At 63.7% G+C, this 16,542-nt stretch carries 18 protein-coding genes and 1 tRNA gene; 12 read left to right on the forward strand and 7 right to left on the reverse strand.

Features of this window, described 5'->3' with window-relative positions; translation table 11 throughout:
* Positions 1 to 75: 75 nt before the first annotated feature.
* From ACSKT0_RS03940 to ACSKT0_RS03950, 3 genes are all read right to left on the reverse strand, one after another.
* Positions 76 to 492: an NUDIX hydrolase gene (locus ACSKT0_RS03940; RefSeq protein ID WP_437772596.1), complete on the reverse strand. Its 417-nt coding sequence runs from the start codon at positions 490 to 492 to the stop codon at positions 76 to 78.
* Complete coding sequence (locus ACSKT0_RS03945; RefSeq protein WP_437772597.1) at positions 489 to 944, reverse strand: DUF6314 family protein; 456 nt, start codon at positions 942 to 944, stop codon at positions 489 to 491. Before ACSKT0_RS03945 ends, ACSKT0_RS03940 begins: the two co-directional genes overlap by 4 nt.
* Before the next feature lies 1 nt (position 945).
* Positions 946 to 1,018, reverse strand: a tRNA-Arg gene (locus ACSKT0_RS03950).
* A gap of 158 nt (positions 1,019 to 1,176) precedes the next feature.
* On the opposite strand from ACSKT0_RS03950, the gene ACSKT0_RS03955 reads away from it, so the two are divergent.
* From ACSKT0_RS03955 to ACSKT0_RS03965, 3 genes are all read left to right on the forward strand, one after another.
* The gene (locus tag ACSKT0_RS03955; RefSeq protein ID WP_437772598.1) at positions 1,177 to 1,941 is read left to right on the forward strand and encodes a hypothetical protein; all 765 of its coding nucleotides are present in this window, start codon (positions 1,177 to 1,179) and stop codon (positions 1,939 to 1,941) included.
* Positions 1,942 to 2,218: 277 nt separating this feature from the next.
* Positions 2,219 to 2,665: a DUF7793 family protein gene (locus ACSKT0_RS03960; protein ID WP_437772599.1), complete on the forward strand. Its 447-nt coding sequence runs from the start codon at positions 2,219 to 2,221 to the stop codon at positions 2,663 to 2,665.
* Positions 2,655 to 4,175 (forward strand): putative bifunctional diguanylate cyclase/phosphodiesterase, encoded by a 1,521-nt coding sequence (locus ACSKT0_RS03965; RefSeq protein ID WP_437772600.1) that lies wholly within the window; start codon positions 2,655 to 2,657, stop codon positions 4,173 to 4,175. The genes ACSKT0_RS03960 and ACSKT0_RS03965 overlap by 11 nt, the downstream gene beginning before the upstream one ends.
* 76 nt (positions 4,176 to 4,251) lie before the next feature.
* Here the strand turns inward: ACSKT0_RS03965 and ACSKT0_RS03970 are convergent, their stop codons facing one another.
* Entirely contained in the window at positions 4,252 to 4,536 is a 285-nt protein-coding gene (locus ACSKT0_RS03970; RefSeq protein ID WP_437772601.1) for a hypothetical protein, read from the reverse strand.
* A 171-nt stretch (positions 4,537 to 4,707) separates the two neighbouring features.
* Here ACSKT0_RS03970 and ACSKT0_RS03975 point away from each other — a divergent pair, with 171 nt between their 5' ends.
* Positions 4,708 to 5,745: a hypothetical protein gene (locus ACSKT0_RS03975; RefSeq protein ID WP_437772602.1), complete on the forward strand. Its 1,038-nt coding sequence runs from the start codon at positions 4,708 to 4,710 to the stop codon at positions 5,743 to 5,745.
* A 38-nt stretch (positions 5,746 to 5,783) separates the two neighbouring features.
* On the opposite strand, the gene ACSKT0_RS03980 is transcribed toward ACSKT0_RS03975, so the two are convergent.
* Positions 5,784 to 6,410, reverse strand: coding sequence for a hypothetical protein (locus ACSKT0_RS03980; protein WP_437772603.1), 627 nt, complete (start codon positions 6,408 to 6,410; stop codon positions 5,784 to 5,786).
* Positions 6,411 to 6,443: 33 nt separating this feature from the next.
* Here ACSKT0_RS03980 and ACSKT0_RS03985 point away from each other — a divergent pair, with 33 nt between their 5' ends.
* From ACSKT0_RS03985 to wsfD, 8 genes are all read left to right on the forward strand, one after another.
* A complete protein-coding gene (locus ACSKT0_RS03985; RefSeq protein WP_437772604.1) occupies positions 6,444 to 7,286 on the forward strand; it encodes an inositol monophosphatase family protein in 843 nt (280 codons plus the stop codon).
* A gap of 220 nt (positions 7,287 to 7,506) precedes the next feature.
* Entirely contained in the window at positions 7,507 to 8,601 is a 1,095-nt protein-coding gene (gene wecB / locus ACSKT0_RS03990) for a non-hydrolyzing UDP-N-acetylglucosamine 2-epimerase (RefSeq protein ID WP_437773962.1), read from the forward strand.
* Between the two features lie 129 nt (positions 8,602 to 8,730).
* A complete protein-coding gene (locus tag ACSKT0_RS03995) occupies positions 8,731 to 10,017 on the forward strand; it encodes a PVV-CTERM domain-containing choice-of-anchor G protein (protein WP_437772605.1) in 1,287 nt (428 codons plus the stop codon).
* A gap of 46 nt (positions 10,018 to 10,063) precedes the next feature.
* A complete protein-coding gene (locus ACSKT0_RS04000; protein WP_437772606.1) occupies positions 10,064 to 10,249 on the forward strand; it encodes a hypothetical protein in 186 nt (61 codons plus the stop codon).
* Positions 10,250 to 10,345: 96 nt separating this feature from the next.
* The gene (locus ACSKT0_RS04005; protein WP_437772607.1) at positions 10,346 to 11,707 is read left to right on the forward strand and encodes a glycosyltransferase family 2 protein; all 1,362 of its coding nucleotides are present in this window, start codon (positions 10,346 to 10,348) and stop codon (positions 11,705 to 11,707) included.
* Positions 11,707 to 12,273, forward strand: coding sequence for an exosortase S (gene xrtS, locus ACSKT0_RS04010; protein ID WP_437772608.1), 567 nt, complete (start codon positions 11,707 to 11,709; stop codon positions 12,271 to 12,273). Before ACSKT0_RS04005 ends, xrtS begins: the two co-directional genes overlap by 1 nt.
* On the forward strand, positions 12,263 to 13,123 hold the full coding sequence (locus ACSKT0_RS04015; RefSeq protein WP_437772609.1) for a septum formation family protein: 861 nt from the start codon (positions 12,263 to 12,265) through the stop codon (positions 13,121 to 13,123). Before xrtS ends, ACSKT0_RS04015 begins: the two co-directional genes overlap by 11 nt.
* A complete protein-coding gene (gene wsfD / locus ACSKT0_RS04020) occupies positions 13,116 to 14,753 on the forward strand; it encodes a glycan biosynthesis hexose transferase WsfD (RefSeq protein WP_437772610.1) in 1,638 nt (545 codons plus the stop codon). The genes ACSKT0_RS04015 and wsfD overlap by 8 nt, the downstream gene beginning before the upstream one ends.
* On the opposite strand, the gene ACSKT0_RS04025 is transcribed toward wsfD, so the two are convergent.
* Together ACSKT0_RS04025 and ACSKT0_RS04030 are read right to left on the reverse strand one after the other, a co-directional pair.
* Complete coding sequence (locus tag ACSKT0_RS04025; protein ID WP_437772611.1) at positions 14,750 to 15,406, reverse strand: hypothetical protein; 657 nt, start codon at positions 15,404 to 15,406, stop codon at positions 14,750 to 14,752. The genes wsfD and ACSKT0_RS04025 overlap by 4 nt on opposite strands.
* Positions 15,394 to 16,539, reverse strand: coding sequence for a hypothetical protein (locus tag ACSKT0_RS04030; RefSeq protein ID WP_437772612.1), 1,146 nt, complete (start codon positions 16,537 to 16,539; stop codon positions 15,394 to 15,396). Before ACSKT0_RS04030 ends, ACSKT0_RS04025 begins: the two co-directional genes overlap by 13 nt.
* Positions 16,540 to 16,542: the final 3 nt, after the last annotated feature.

A 16,542-nucleotide genomic window follows, 5' to 3' on the forward strand; every position in this document is an offset into this window, starting at 1 on the left:
GCTCTACTGGATCTTCGCGGCGAAATTCAAAAAAGAGAATCGCCGTCAAGCCCTGTTGCCCCAATGCGGGCAGACCTACTTTTTCGCGAGCAGGGGCAGGACGTGGTCCGTCAGGAGTGGAGCCAAATCGTCCGGAAGTTCAGCAGTGAGATCCAACCAGCGGATCTCCGCGATCTCGGCGGAAGGATGGGCGTTCCACGTGCCCGGTGCGGTGAAGACGGTGGCCTCGATGTCCGTCGCGGCCTCGTTCGCGGCGACTGCGAGCCAGCTCCCCAAGGGCTTCAGGTCGGCCGGGTCGACGTCGATTCCGACCTCTTCGGCCAGCTCACGGGATGCCGTCTCCGCCGCGGTTTCACCCGGTTCGGGCTTGCCACCAGGGTGCATGAACTTGTCCGTGCCGCGCTTTCGCACCGTCAGCAGCCGTCCGGCGTCGTCGTATACGCAGACAGCGCTGACGACTATCAGGTCCTTGGATGGACTGTTGCGGGTCATTGCTCTCTCCTTAGCCGTGATTCGAGCAGCAGATCCTTGGCCGGTCCGTGGACGTCCCAGGCGAAGCTGAAGGCATCCGGCCCGTCCCAGCGGTAGTTGACGTTGTAGTCATCGGGATCGCACCAGTGGCTGTCCTCGTTGGCGTGGTCGCGGAAGCTCATGCGGTGGAACGGCTTCCCGTCCGGGAAGTAGACGTCCATAGCATCGGGGGAGTCGGAAGGCCGCAGGAGGTATTCGCGGAAGGCCGGGCCTGCGTGGGTGGGCCAGGTCATGGTGCCGTCTTCGCGAAGGAGGAGGCCGCCGTCGGGCGTTCCTGAATAGCGCACGACGCCGGCAAACGTACCGCGGGTGCCGCTCGCCCGGTCCCACAGGGACCGTTCCACGGTCCAGCTGCCCAGCAGGTAGGCCCGCAGGTCTTGCGTCGGAGACGATTCGCGCAGATGGTCGTTCAAGTGCCCTCGATTGGAATCGAACCAACGACACCGGCTTTAGGAGAGCCGTGCTCTATCCACTGAGCTACGAGGGCCTGTGCGCGTGCTGGAAGCTCCGGGGAGCCGCTGGCCGGGCACGCATACAAGCATACAAGCTGCCGGGGCGGCCCTCGAACACCGAGGCCGGCGACACAGTCTGCCCCCCAACAAGGGAGGAGCGGCGCATGGTTGCGCCGGCGCTAGGCTGGCCCCCATGAGGGAGCAGATGACGGCGGCGGCCGCCCACGGCGACCACCTCCCGGAGCTGGGCACCATCCGCTCGAACATCGGCGGCTGGGCCCAGTTGAGCGTGGTGCAGTATTTCGTTGCCGAATCGGCGGTGATCGAAGCCTGGCGGGGACCCGAACCCTACGATCGCCGGACCGGTTTCATCAGCGACCTTGGCGCGCTCAAGTGCGGGATCTACGAGCACCGCGATGTCTGCTCGCCCCTGCATCTGCTCATGAATGCCTCGTTTGTGGTGCAGGGCCTGGGCATGCTTTTCGGGGCGCTGCTGCTGAGTTCGGCGCTCCTGTGCATCGCGGCCCGTCCCGGCGTGCGCATCCTGCAGGGTGCCGCCTACCGCAAAGCGAGGCCCACCGCCGTCGCGGTCCGGGTCCTGACGGGTATCTCCGGGCTGGGGACTGTGGTTGTTGGTTTCGTGCCGGAAGACCTTGGGTCTCCCTTCCATCTTGTGGGTGCCCTCATGTTCTTCATCGGTGGAGCATCCGCCCTGTTGCTCCTCGGACTGCTTTGGCTGCCGCATACCCCTGTGAGCTGGTTCATCGTGGCGTGCGGAACGTTGACTCTGGCCGCCCTCGTGGTCGGCGGCCTGACACGGATGGATGTCCCCGAGCCTGGAACCCTGGAACGCCTGATGGCCTATCCGGTGACGATCGGATTTTCCGCTGCGGGGCTAGTGGTGGCGCAAAGGGTCCGGCAAGTACGGCGGACGGCGGCGCGGCTTGCAAAACGCTGAGTTTTCGCGGGTAGCCTCATGTCAGCGGGTGGGTAGTCTTTGCATTATCATGAGTGCACTCACCGGAATGGCGCCGGGCTGAGGGTTCCACGCAGTCTTGGCGCAGATTAGATTGACCGACTCAGCAGAACATAGGACCCATGACTCATCAGCTTGTTCTGCGTCGTCCGGGACACGCAGGCGAAATATTCCCCGTAAGGGCAGCTTCCGGGCTCTCGGGTTGCGACCTTCGGGACTCTTGCGCTCCGATCGTCCGACGCCGGCAGGCGACGCAGCGATGAGCGCCCAGACACTGCCCGCCCGGGATTCCACGCTCCCCGATGGTGCCTTGAATACTTCCTCGGAACCAGTTTTCGATGTTCCGGAACAGATCACCGTCGATTTGTCGGAAGACGGCATTGTTGAGGTCATTCTGCCGCCCAACACTGTGGTCCGTTCACCGGAAGCCCAGGCTGCCGCCGCGGCCGTCCGTGGTTTTGCGGATGGACGGCGGCTGCCCCTGCTGCTGACCGTGACCGGCGTACTGTCCGTCACGAACGACGCGCGCCTGACCTACACGAATTCCGCGGTTGTTTCGGCATGTGCCCTGCTGGGCGAGAGTCCCGTAGATCGGGTGATCGCACATTACCTCCTGCGTTCGAGGTCGGACTCAGTTCCGGCGCGGTTCTTCACCTCCGAGGCGGAAGCCCGCGACTGGTTGAGAGAGCACCACCGTGGATCATGAGCCCCAGGACCCGCGACTCCTTGCCCTTGTCGAAGGGGTAGTCCGGATTGCGGACGGCGACCTCAGCACCAGGATCCCGGTCTCCGGCCCACGGGACGAAGTGGCTGCTGTCATTACCGGGATCAACCTCATGGCGGACGATCTTCAAGCCATCTACCAGGAACTCGAGGAACGGGTCGAAAGCCGAACCGCCATGCTGCGCGAGGCCCAAATCGAACTCGAAAGGATGGCGCTCACTGATCCGCTGACCCAGTTGGCCAACCGCACGGCACTCGAAAGGGCGCTGAGCCATGAACTTGTCGAATCGGAGCGGGGCGAACTCCCGCCTGCTTTGCTCGTTTTGGACTTGAACTCATTCAAGGGGATCAACGACACCTTGGGGCACGGCGCAGGGGACACCGTCTTGAAGGTCACTGCCAGGCGCCTGGTCGCCGCGGTCCGCGACACGGACATGGTGGCCAGGCTCGGCGGGGACGAATTTGCCGTCATGCTCCCCAAATCCAATGCGGCGCATGCACGCGGGGTTGCCAAGCGGATCCTTCGTGCCGTGGGGGAGAGCATCGACATCGGTGAAGTCCGGATCATCTGTGGAACCAGCATCGGGCTCCGGGTCGCCGAGCCAGGACAGTCCGTGGACGACCTCGTGATGGAAGCCGATACCGCCATGTATGCGGCAAAGGCAGAGCAGGGGAGCAGCGTCAGGGTTTTCGAACCGGCTTTGTTGTACGCGCGCCGGCTCCAAGGACTCATGATCTCGGAACTTCGTGAAGCCATCCGGACAGATCAGCTGATTCTCCATTTCCAGCCTGTTGTCGAGTTGGCCTCGGGCCGGATCGAGGGCGCCGAAGCTTTGGTGCGGTGGAACCACCCCGAGAGGGGATTGTTGATGCCGGATGCGTTCATCCCCCTGGCAGAGGAAACCGGCATCATCATCGATCTCGGGTATTGGGTTCTTCGGCGGGCAATGCAGCAATTGCGCGCGTGGCAGGACGGCCCGGGCGTGGACGAAGACTTCAGCATGAGGGTCAATATCTCGACAACCGAACTGCAAAGCCTGGACTTGATCGAGCATGTGCAGGAAGTGCTCGCCGAAACCGGAGTGGAGGCATCCAAGCTGGTCATCGAGCTGACGGAATCGATGGCGGTGAACGGCAGCGACATCGACAGATACTCTCTGACCGGGCTCCGACGTCTAGGCATCCGCTTGGAAATCGACGACTTCGGCACCGGCTATTCGTCCATCAGCTACCTGCGCAGCCTTCCCGTCAACGTGGTCAAGATCGACCGCTCCCTCATCCAGGGCCTGGGCAAGGACGACAAGGAACGGGACTTTGTGGCGGCCGTTCTCCAGCTCATTCATGCGTGCGGAATGCAGGCTGTTGCCGAGGGCATCGAAACGGCAGAGCAAGCGGCTGAGCTTGCCCGACTGGGCTGCGCCAGTGGCCAGGGGTATTACTTTGGCCGGCCCATGGCAGCGGATAAATTTGCCGAACTGTTGCGAGGCACGTGAGCATGCCTCTTCCCGGTAATGGAAGACAGGTAACGGAAAGGCACCGGACCTTAGGTCCGGTGCCTTTACATTGTAGCTAGTTGGACGGGGTGGAGTTGGGCCACCAGCCGATGGCCTGAGGCGAGCCCTGGGTGGTGGAGTTGGGCCACCAGCCGATGGCCTCAGGTGAACCCTGGGTGGTGGAGTTGGGCCACCAGCCGATGGCCTGGGCTGAATCCTGTGCGAAGTTCGGCCACCAGCCAATGGCTATGGACGAATCCTGCGAGGGGCTCTGGCTGCTGGCGGACACTGCTGCCGAGCCGGTAATTCCTGCGAGCAAGATTGCTGCTGCCGCGAGGAGCGCGGCGAGAGTTCTTTTCATGCGAAAGCTCCTGATGTTTTGTGACTGATGCGACTGGAGTGAACGAAGTGAAGCACGCTCATTATAAGAGTAACGACACGCCGTGTCATCAATGCCTTGTCCACATCTCTCAAAATCGTGCTAATCGCCGGGCCGCGTTTCGACGAAGTGTCTCAGGGACATAATGGAGCTATGCGAGAAAAGAAGGTTGCGCCGTCATACGCTGCCGTGGAGCTTGAGGCGAGGGGACACAGAGCCAGCCACGAGTTCACCAAGGCTGCCGATGGCGCGCGTTCGGCAGCCCACATTGCCCGCGGCGAGGGTGATTCCACGGGGTGGTGGAACATGACTTTCCTTCAAGCCGAGAACCTTCTCGACGCCGGTGACTTCGCTGAGTGCACGGCCCTGGCGAGATCCCTTTCCGAGGCATCGTTGGCTGTAGCCTCGCCCCAGCACAAGGCCCGGGCACTCATTTTGATGGCGAACTCCTTGCGGAGCGAAGGACTTTTGGAGCTGGCGACGGCGGCCGCGGCGTCGGCCGTCGGCCTGGTCGATGATGACGCGGACATGGAAATCGACGTCCACGCGCGGCAGGCCCTGATCGCGGCGTTTGGCGAGTCAGGAAAACTTGAAGAGGCATGGGAGGAATGCCTGTCCCTCTCGGAAAGAATCTCCGATGAGATGGATGACCAGTTGGCCGGCAAGGCGTACTGGGTCATCGGCAATGTTGCGTTCCTCTGCGACAAGGTAGCTGAGGGCCTCCAGTACCACGAGCTCGCCGCGGAAACCTTTTCCCCTTCCCGGAACCTTGATGTCTGGGCCAAGTTCAACAAGGCGTCGGCGGCGATGAGGCTGGCAGCGGAAGTGGCAGATGCCGCCACGCTGCGGTGCATTGAGCGTGCCGAACTTGCCACGGACGTCGTCGGAGGCAGCGAAGAGGAAATTCTCCTGCTTCGCCTCAACCGCGCTCATTGGAACTACCTGGCAGGAGACGCCAAGGCGGCACTTGAGCTGCTGGACGAAATCAGTGGCAGCGCCGACCAGTTGCCTTCGCAGATCGCCGGCGAGATATTCCTTTTGATGGCGCGCGCCCAGGCCGATACCGGGACCAAGCAGGCGGCGAAAGAAAGCTTGGTCGAAGCGGCCGATCGCTTCGACAAAGCCGGTGCGCACCAGCGTGCCCTCCAAGCGCGTGAGATGCTCGCTCCGGGGCCCGATTCGGAAGACTGATTCTGATCAGGAGTCGCGCCTTAAGGGCGTTGGCCCAGTCAGGCGCTCTTCTTGGAACGCCGGCCGAGGAACACAGCCGCGCCGCCAGCCAAGAGGCTCAGCAGGAACAGTACCCAGCCCACAACGGTGAGCGTGGAAGCCAAAGCCACCTGGCCGGCGTCGGGCGTTGCAGATCCGAGCGCAGCGTCAACTGCCACGTTGCTCCACAAGCGGACCACCGCGAATAGCAGGGGGGCAGCCCACAGAGCCCAGCGCAGTGCCTTTCCGGCCACATTGGTGCCGATGAGCAGAAGCCAGGTGAAGCCGAAGATCAGCGGAAACAGGGTTCCGGCGGTTTTGTGGATGTAGCTGAGCTGTCCGCGGGCGTCGTCCGTCATGGCGCCATGCAATTGATGGACGTAGTCGGTAGAGAACCCGCCGATGAGGGAATCCGGCATGGACATACCGCCGGACAACTGGGTCATCTGGTTCAGGGTCAGCAGATGCACGTACCAGAACAGGAAAAGGCTGGCCACAACCCCGGCAATCACAATGAGGCGGCCGTTGTTCTGCGCCTTCTCCGGGGACCGCTGGGTGGTGGGATTGATCACCGACCGCAAGTGGTGCTGGGGGACAGCGGCATTGGCGCCGTGCTTTTTGATGCGTTGGGCTGGGGTCTTGGCCATGTCATTCATTATCCCGCCACATAAGCTGGACCCATGACCACTGGCAGGCACTCCGCCACAGAACTTGATCCATCGCTCGACGACTACGAACTCGCTGCGGCCCTGGTCCGGGAAGCCGGGCAGCTTGCCCTGCTGATGCGGATGGGCGGGTTGCAAGGGGAACGGAAGACTTCGGTCTCTGACGTGGTGACCGCCGCGGACCATGCGGCTGAAGCCTACGTCCTCGAGCAACTGCGCCGTTGCCGCCCGGACGACGGCATCCTGGGTGAAGAAGGAAGCTCGGTGGCAGGAAGCAGCGGCCGCACCTGGGTCATCGATCCCGTGGACGGTACCTACAATTTCCTGCACGGCTCCACCTATTGGTGCTCGGCGATCGCCTTGAAGCACGACCGTCCGGCCACACATGGGGTCGCCTCGGATGCGGACGTGATCCTCGGGGCTATCTATCAACCGGAGTTGGACAAGCTTTGGACCGGCGGCGAAGGCCACCCCGCCACCCTCAACGACGAACGGATCCCGGGGCCGTCGGGGGCTGCCCTCAGTCAACTCGGTGCCGCGACGTACATCCACCCGACCTGGCTGGCCGATCCACGCGCTGCCATGCCCTGGCACGCTGCAGCAGTGTCCGCAGCGTCATTGCGCATGTTCGGTTCCGGCTCCTGCGATCTCGGGCGGGTGGCCGACGGTGAACTGGGCTGCTGGTTCCAGCACAGCTGCCCCGAGTGGGACTGGCTCCCCGGCAAGGCGATCGTCCGCGCGGCAGGCGGGGACACCGACGTCGTGCGCGTCAACGGCCTGGACTGGTTCCTCGCGGGAGGCCCGACGGCCGTCCGCGAGTTGCGTGCGGCGCTCACCTCGGTGCCGCAATTCGCCTGAGTGTGCCCTTTCTTGGTTGGAGGAATGGACATAGTTCTGTTATGTCCACTGATTCAAGCAAGGAGGGGACATGTCCCTGGGGGATTGACCCTATTGGGGAGTACCCCGGACTGGGCGCTGGGCAGTTGCTAATCTCCGGACGGCAGCTCAAGCCCAGGGGGAATAATTGGACAACCGCACCGTCCTGCTCGTTTACGGCACCCGTCCGGAGGCCATCAAAATGGCGCCGCTGGTCCATGCCTTGCGCGCAACCGGCCGTTACAAGGCGCCAGTAGCAGTAACCGGGCAGCACCGGGAAATGCTGGACCAGGTCAATGCGCTCTTCGGCGTCCAGCCCGAGCATGACCTGAACATCATTGAGCCCCGCCAAACCCTTGCGGGGATCACGGAAAAGTCCTTGCGGGGTGTCACGGAAGTCCTCCACGATGTCAGGCCGGACGCGGTGGTTGTCCAGGGAGACACCACCACCGCCATGGCCGCGGGGCTGGCAGCGTTCTACCAGGGAATTCCGGTGGTCCACCTTGAGGCCGGACTGCGCAGCGGCAACCTGAATTCACCTTTTCCGGAGGAAGCGAACCGCCGTTTGCTTGGGCAAATCGCCACGCTGCATCTGGCGCCCACCTCCACAGGCAGGGACAATCTGCTGTCCGAGGGCGTTTCGGCGGAGAACATCGCGGTCACCGGAAATACGGTCATCGACGCGCTGTTGAGGACTGTCAAAAGGGACGTTGAGTTTGCGGAACCCGTACTCCGGGCCATCACGGATTCAGGCCGCAAAATCCTGTTGGTCACTCTCCACCGACGAGAAAACCTTGGCCAGGCCATGGTGGGCGTGGGCAAGGCGCTCGCGCGGATCGCGGCCCAGTGCCCCGAGGTGGAAATCGTCCTTCCGATGCATCGGAATCCAGCTGTGCGGGAGGCCGTCCTGCCCGAAGTAGCAGGTGTCAAGAACATCACCATTACGGAACCCCTCGACTACGTGCAATTCACCAAGCTCCTGAGCCTGTGCCACGTGGTCCTCACTGACTCGGGCGGGGTCCAGGAAGAGGCGCCGGCCCTCGGGAAACCCGTTCTGGTCATGCGTGACAACACCGAACGCCCCGAGGCCGTGGCGGCAGGTACGGCACGGCTCATCGGGACGCATGCGCAAACCATCGTGGACGCCGTCAACGCCTTGATGAGCGACGACGCGCTGTATTCGGATATGGCTACTGCAGTGAACCCCTACGGCGACGGCGGCGCGGCCGAGCGTGCGGTGGCGGCTATCGACTCCATGTTGGGGACGGGGCAGCGACGCCCAGACTTCGTCGCTTAACCCATTCGGGTACCTTCGGGAAGCGCTCGCCTCGGGCCTTGTTTACTTTCTCCACGGGGGACGTGCGTCCTCCAAGGTTTCCGTTGCAACGCGCCCGGCGTGATTGCAACTCTCACGAGGGGGCAAAACTTGAATACGAGACACAGGACATGGTCCGCCGCGGTGGGCGTCAGCGCTATCGTAGCGCTGGGTTTCGGCCTGGTAGCGGCACCAGCTGCAACAGCCGGGCCGACTGACGTTATTTCTTCGGGCAGCGGACAAATCATTGACGGCAGCGTCCTTGCGATACCGAACTTCGCCGGCGTGGCATCCAACGGCGCGGCAACTGCCCGGCAGATCGGCACCCCGCCATCCGGCCCGGCCGTCATTGAAAACAGCACTCCGCTCGATCTTTCCGCCGCCTTCGGCATCGTGAACGTCGGTGCGGGAAACATTCCGCTGCTGGGCAACAACGGCATCATCCAGCTGGGCGCGGTCAGCCAGTATGGAAAGGCCGTCAATGACGGATCCTCCGCGGCGTTCTCAGGTACTGTCTCGGGCGCACCGGGCCTTATCACCCTGCCCGGCGGCCTGCCGACGTCGGGAAGCCCCAGTATCCCGGCGGCTGAAATCAAAGCGGGTACAGCCAACATCCTTGGTGGCGCCGATCTCGTGAACCTGGACCTGAAGATCACCACGCTGGCCGCCGCCGCCAAGCAGGACCAAGGGGCGGCTCCCGCCGGCGCCTACTCGATTGCCGGCGTATCTGCTGATCTTGGCGGAACGGTCATTGGCGGAGTTGCCGGCACGGTTGGCACTGCAATCAACACCGCCAACCTTGTCCTGGGTCCCTTGGGCGTCACTGTGGCGAATCCTCTTGCGGGCGGCACGATCTCCATCACCGAGGCAGACCTCCTGGCCGTTGCCGGTGTGCCGAGCCTCAACGCCCTGCCCCCTGGCACGGACCTCGTTTCGTTCCTGCCGCAGGCTGTTGCCGCCAAGATCACCAGCGTGGTCAACTCCACGCTCGCCAGCGCGACCGCCGCAGTCAACGCGCTCGGGCCGATTGCGCAGATAACTGCCGGCCCCGCACTGGCCGTTCTGACCGCCGCCCTGAACGGCGTCGTCTCCGGAGTGTCCTCTACCATCGTGACCCCGTTGTCCAACGCTTTGACCGCATTGGTCTCGGCGAAGGTCAACGTACAGGAAAGCAACGGAGGCACCTTCACCGAGCGTGCGCTCCAGGTAGGCATAGCCGGCGGCAGTATTGCCACCGTCGACCTCGCCAACGCCTCCGTGGGTCCGAACCTGCTTGCAGCAGCAATCCCGGTGCTCAACAACGACACCTTGGCCATCAGCGGCGTAGTGGCTTTGCTAGCGCTTGTTTGCTGGTTGTTGTTCCGTGCACGCCGTCGGACCCCGGTTCCGGCCGTCTGATTGCGTCTGCCCGCACCAGTCAAGAACCACGGAAGGAATGTGCAGCATGTACGGAAATAGTTTGACGACAGGGGGAGCCGTGGCGGGCGGCGCAACCCTCGCCGTCACCGGGGCACCGGCCCTTGGCTGGGTCATCCTCCTGGGTATTGCGTTGTTGGTCGCCGGGTTCGTGGTCCTACGCAACAGCAGGCTCAAGACCGCGAAGCGGGCTGCCGACCGCAAGGATTCCTAGCTGCATCATCCGCGGGGCGGCCCCACCACAGGGGGCGCCCCGCTTCACCTTCTCTTGAAACGGCCGTAAAAAGCCTCAAAACACTATCGGGGAGACATGTCAGTACTCGAGTCCGCGCAAGCCTTGGCATTCGTTCTGTTGGTGGTGTTCCTTGCCTACATCAGTGTGATCCTGGTTCCGTTCCTGCGCCGGACTCCCGATCCGGAGGGAACACCGGGAGGCTTCACTTGGCACGTGTTCATCCCGTGCCGCGACGAGGAAACGGTGATTGGAAATACCCTGGCGAAGCTGCGGAGACAATTCCCCGAGGCCCACGTTTGGGTTGTGGACGATGCCAGTGAAGACGCCACGGCCCACATTGTGCAGAGCGCATCGGTGGCCGACCCCTTGGTTCACCTAGTGCGCCGCTTTCTCCCGGACGCCCGTTCGGGCAAGGGCGACGCCCTGAACGCGGCGTACCGGGCCCTGGATGACTGGCTGGTTTCCGGGGCCGACCGCGAAACGGTGATCGTCATGGTGCTCGACGCCGATGGGCTCATGTCCGAAAATGCGTTCCGCCAGGCCGCCGGACCGCTTGCCTTCGGCGATCCCGAGGTGGGAGCCGCCCAGACCGCTGTGTGGATGTCCAACGTGGATGACCGGGCGTTGAAGACGGCCGTAGGATTCGGACGCGTGAAGCAAGGCTTCGCCCGGTACCTCATCCTTATGCAGGACATGGAGTTCCGCACCACCATTGCCGCCATGCAGTCGCTCCGACGCCACACCTTGACCGTTGGTTTGGGCGGCAACGGGCAGTTCACCCGGCTTTCCGCCCTCGACGCTATCGCCAGGACCTCCGGGGAGCCTTGGCATGGAGCCCTCCTGGAGGATTACGAGCTCGCGATCCACGTGATGCTGAGCGGCTACAAGACCGTCTACATGCATGACGCCCATGTGTCGCAGGAGGCACTTCCGGGGCTTCGCCGACTGCTGACCCAGAGAACCCGCTGGTGCCACGGCGGAATGCAGTGCAGCAGCTACCTGGGGAGAATTTTCGAGTCTCCGCACTTCAGCAACATCGGGGCTATCGAATGCAGCTATTTCCTGGTCCAGCCGTTCATCCAGATCCTGGGCCTGGTCTTGTGGCCCGCGCTGTTCATCACGATGGTGGCCCAGGGCTCCCTCACGATGGGTGGCTTCCAAGCGTGGCTGGCGGCGTCCTGGTTCATCATCCCGCTCATCATTGTCACGGGCATCGCCCCTTTCGCCTTGTGGGGTCCCGTCTATCGCAAGCAGGCAGTCCCGGACAAGAGCTGGTGGGCGGGAGTCCTGTGGGGAGTTGGCTACTGGCTCTACATGTACCAGAACTACGTTTCCGTGTTGAGGGCAACTTACCGCTTGGTCACGGGACGCCAGGGCTGGGCGAAAACCCGGCGCAACAATGAGGACGACGCCCAGCTGTTAGCGAAGGAAGCCTAGTGTCCACGAGTGTCCAATACTCCAGAGGCCCACAAGGCCAACGGGTCGCAACGCTCCGCTCGAGCCAGGGCGGTATTCTCCCCGGCCTGGTATGCCTGGCGGCGGCAGCCTTGGCCATGCTGCAGCAGGAGAGCATCCGCAGTCTCGAGGCCTTGAGCATGGCCTGGGTGTTCGATCGGGTCCTGGGAGGCTCGTCGTACAGCGTCCGCGACATCATCTTCCACAACATCGGCGGTGGGCAACCCTTCGGCCTGATGGTGACCGGATTGTGCTCCAGCACGGTACTGATCGCCCCCGTCCTGGCCTTGACCGGTGGTTTGTTCCTCATGGGCCGTATCGCGGTGCCACGATTGGCCCGCGCCGCCGCCTTGGCATTGCTGATTGTCATTGTCAGCAACGGCTTGAGGTTCTTCATGATCGCGGGCGCACAGCAGGCCTGGGGAGAGCAGGGGTTCAGTATCATGCACCATTTCCTCGGTTCTTTCGTGGTGATCGCCGGTTTTGTCGCGGCCATCATTGTCCTGGTCCGCGCAGGCAAGACCAGACGGGGGCGGCGTGCCGCGTAGCTTGGCGAAACGGGCGACGCCGGGGGCTGCAGCATTGCTGATTGCAGGGCTCCTGAATGGATGCAACCAGACACTTCCCGGGGCGCCCACCGGCAACCCGGCAGTGGGCGAGTGCCACCTGATTGTGTCGCCGGAACAATTCGACGCCGTCAGCGAACCAAGCCCACCGGTCTCCTGTACGGAGGCGCACACCGCCCAGACCTACAAGGTCACGCAGGTTCCGGCTCCCTTGTCAGGTCAGGAAACAAGGCCGGGACGGCAGGAACTCAAGGTACTCACCCAGCGCTTGTGCGACGTTGCCTCACTGCGGACGTATCTTGGAGCCCGTGAACGTGATGGCACAACAGGCCTAGCCATCGCCGCGTACGCCCCGAGCCGTGACGACTGGGAACGTGGCGCCCGGGCCGTGCGTTGCGACGTGCTCCTGGCCGCGAACGACGGCACTCCCCGGACCACCACCGCGGATTTCAAGGGCATGCTGGCGGGCCCCGAGTCGGCCGCCCTGCGGCTCTGCTATCGACAGGAACTCGCGGAAGGCCAATTGAGCGACGACGGCGTCGATATTCCATGTATCGAACCCCACACCGCAGAGGACATCAGTGCCTGGTTCAATCTGGACGGCAGTGTGGCCACCCCTGCCGCGCGAAACGCGCGGTGCCTGCCTTATGCCTTGCAGTTCCTCGGCGTTGACGCGCTCCCGGCCGGAATCCTGCTGCGTCCGATCATCCGGACGGTGAACGGCGCGTACACAGTGCGGTGCGCGGTCGCGCCCCTGCAGTCCAATTTGCAGTCCAGTCCAGGCACCATTACCGGCACGCTCGCGCCGGCGGGAGGGCCGAAGCATGGTTGACGCAAGGCCGGATGCCGAGAAATCCGAGCCGTCCACGAGGTTCGGCCCGGAACCGCTCCGCCGGAGGAGCGGGGCCGCCGGCCCGCTGCGCTCCGCGGCCGGTTACCTGGCCAGGACGTTCGGCCCGGGTGAGGTGGGGCTGCGTGAGGTGAGGCAAGGCGCGCCGGGGTCGCTCCGCTTGCGCGCTGTTGCCGGGTTGTCCGGCACGCTTGCCTCGCTCGTCATGATCCTCCGCTTGTTCATGCCCCAAACCGTTGGCATGGCCGACCAAGGGACCGGTCAACAACTGCTTTGCTCTCTGGGCGTCCGGAACCTCAGACCCTGGGGCTATGCCGACTTCACGAATTTCATCCAACCGAGCTGGGTGCCGCATCAGTACTACGGTGAGGCTTGCGGCTTCACTGGATCCGGAGAGCCCGTCTATTCCTCGCAATTGCTGCTTTTGTGGCTCGGTAAGTGGCTCACGCCGGTGTTTGCTTGGGGATCCGGCCTCGATACGCGCGCGGTGGGGATTGTGTGCTGTGTTGCCTTCGGCGCCCTCATCGCCGGACTCGTGGCGGCGTTGCCGGGGCGGATGCCGTTCCGGTTGCTGGTCGCTGCGCTCGTCACGCTGGTGACGGTGGACGGAGTCTTCGCGGATTTCTTCGTGTCGCCCTACAGCGAACCCGCTGCGTTCCTGGGCACGCTTGCCTTGGCGGTGGCGCTGCTGCGCTACTGGAACGGCGGAAGGCCGCGGTGGGCATCGGTGCTCATGGTGGTCCTCGCAGCCGCATTCACGGTCTCGGCCATGCCGCAAATGGTCTCGTGGTTGCCCGTGGTTGCCTTGGCGCTCCTGTGGTTGCCTGCCGCGCGCACTCGACGGCCGGCAACTCCCGCGCATCGTCGGTGGCAGGCATTCGTGATGCCCTCGGCGGCCGTGGTTGCCATTGCGGGGGTTACCGTAGCGTTCGTCTCAGTCGAACCCAAGCGTGCTACCGAACTGAATCTCTACAACACCGTCTTCGCGTCGATCCTGCCCAACAGCCCGGATCCCGTCGCGGATTTGAAGTGGCTGGGGCTGGACCGGAGTTTCATGACGGCCGCGGGCAGCACGATGGACTCCGTCAATTCAGCGGTGTACAACCCGAATTACCCGCAGTTCGGGGAACAGATCAATCGTGGCAAGATCGTCGCGTTCTTTGCCACCCACCCGGAACGGCTGATCGGCCTCGGGGAGCGGGGAATCAGCGCCCTGCTCACGCCCGAGCTCAGTGATGGGGGATCCTACATGGCGGCTTCGGGCCAAGGTCCCGGCGTCAAAGAACGCCGGGTGCCCGTTGTCCTGGGCCTGTACACGGCGATGAAAGCAGCGCCGGTTGCGTTACTTGGCCTCCACCTGTTGACCATGCTCTTGGGCTTCGCCGTTGCCGCTCGACGGGAGTCGGCAATAGGACGCCTTGCCGTGGTGATGGTCCTCGGCTGCTGGTCGCAGTTCTGGGTCGTCCTGATTTTGGAGGGGCAGGCGGAGATCCACGGCCGGATGATTGTTGCCGGGTTCATGTCGGCATTGTGCGTTCCGCTCTTGGTGGCCCTGGTGAGCATTCTTGGGTCGAAATCGACGAAGCCAGGCTCGCAGCCGGCCGTCGTCTAGCTCAACCAGCCGTCTTTTCGAAGCTGTTCCTGGAGGCTGATGATGTTTCCCACGGTGAAGCCTGCGGCTGCATAGCGCTGCCGGACCCGGTGCAGGTGGGACTTGACCGTCTGCTCGCTGATCGCCAAAAGATCCGCCACCTCCCTGATGCTTCGAGGCGTGGGTCCAAGGTACAGCTCCACAAGCCGCCGTTCCCTGACGGACAACTCGACTCTCGTACTGGCTGTTGACTCAAGCATGCCCTTGATATCCGGATGAAGGTATCGCCGGCCGGATGCCGCCGCGCGGATCGCGGCCGCGGTGTGGCCCGGGTCGGCGGACTTGGGCACAATGGCCAGTGCGCCGGCGTCGAGGGCTGAGCTGATGGCCATTGCAGGCTGCTGGTCCGCCAGCAGGACCACCTGCATCCCCGACGCCCTGAGCGAGGAGACAATACCGGCAAGATGAGGGGCTTCTCGCCTTTGCAGTTCACCGACGACGGCGACATCCGCCTTGGCGGCCCCGTCACCTTGGGGCACGCGGCCTTCCAGAGGCCAGGAAGAGGCCCCGGCCAGGACGCGGATTTCCGGAGCGTACACGAGAAGCCACTGCGACAAGGAGTCGACCAAAAGCCGGTGGTTGTCGATGAGCAGAACGCGGGTCAACGTCGCCACCCGGCTGTCTCAACCACGATGCTGCAGCCTTCCCGGTCATTGTGCGCTTTGCCCCGGCCCAGCGAATCCAGCTCGGTCCACAAAAGAGGTGAGAGATGGTTCTTGCGGACTCCGCCAATGCGCCATGTCAGGCGTGTACCGTCCTGGCCGGACTTCTCGGCAAAGAAGTGGATCCGGTGGGCAGCCCTTGGCCGCGGAGTGGCGTCGCCCCGGTGTGCGCCACGCAGCGTTGCGCCCATTGCCATCAGCATGGTGGCAGCCAGGATGGCCGGGCGTGAGCTCTCCGGCAACTCTTCCACCAAGTCAGTGGGCTGGGCAACAATGACATTGTGGCCAAGGCCCTCGAGCTCCAGGGCCTCAGCAAGCCAATTGTCGGACCATTCCTCCAGTAGCAACTGGCGCAAATGACCCGCAAGCTCCCTCGCTTCGCGGGCCGTCGCTGGGTCCAGAGGCAGCGAGGGGGCATGCGCCACCTTGGCAAACAATTTATCGATCTGGGTCTTGGTGACCGCCAGTTCGAGTTCCCGTACGGACGTTTTGGCGTGGATTGCCTGCGTCAGGGCGTCGAGCCGCCCGCTCAGTCCGCTCGCGCCCTTCCGCTGGAGGGCGTCCCTGCGCAGTAGCACGCTCAAAGTTCCAACCGCACCGGGAAGGAGCGAAAGGAACAGGACGTTCGACGTCGTCCGGGGGTCGGCTCCCGGGGTGACGGCGTAGAGGGCGGTGTTGACTGCCGCAATGGCGAGCGTGAGGGTGACGAATCCACGAAGGTTCCAAAGGTGGGACACCAGGAGGACTGCGACTGCGGAGAGCAGTGCATTCGCTCCGATCAGGGCGAGCCCCGTTTCCTGCTCGATAGCCAATGCGGCGCAGCAAGCCGAAGCAACGGCCAGGACCAGCCACGTGGCCCGCAGATTGGCCAGCCGGCCCCGTGGAGTAGCGGCGTCGGAGGCCTGGAGGGCAACGACGACCTCCAACAAGTCGAGGCCTGTAGCCAGGACGTGCCAGGGGGCAGCGCCCGCATTGTTGCCGGCTTCAAAAGCGAGATAGAAATTGAGGATCCACAGCACGAAGCAGGCTGTCGCCAGAATTCCACGCGACACGAAGAGGGGTCCCTCCACGCTCGTCCGCGACATAGC

It is taken from the genome of Arthrobacter sp. KNU40, from assembly GCF_051515115.1.
In the GTDB taxonomy this organism is placed as follows: Bacteria; Actinomycetota; Actinomycetes; order Actinomycetales; family Micrococcaceae; genus Arthrobacter.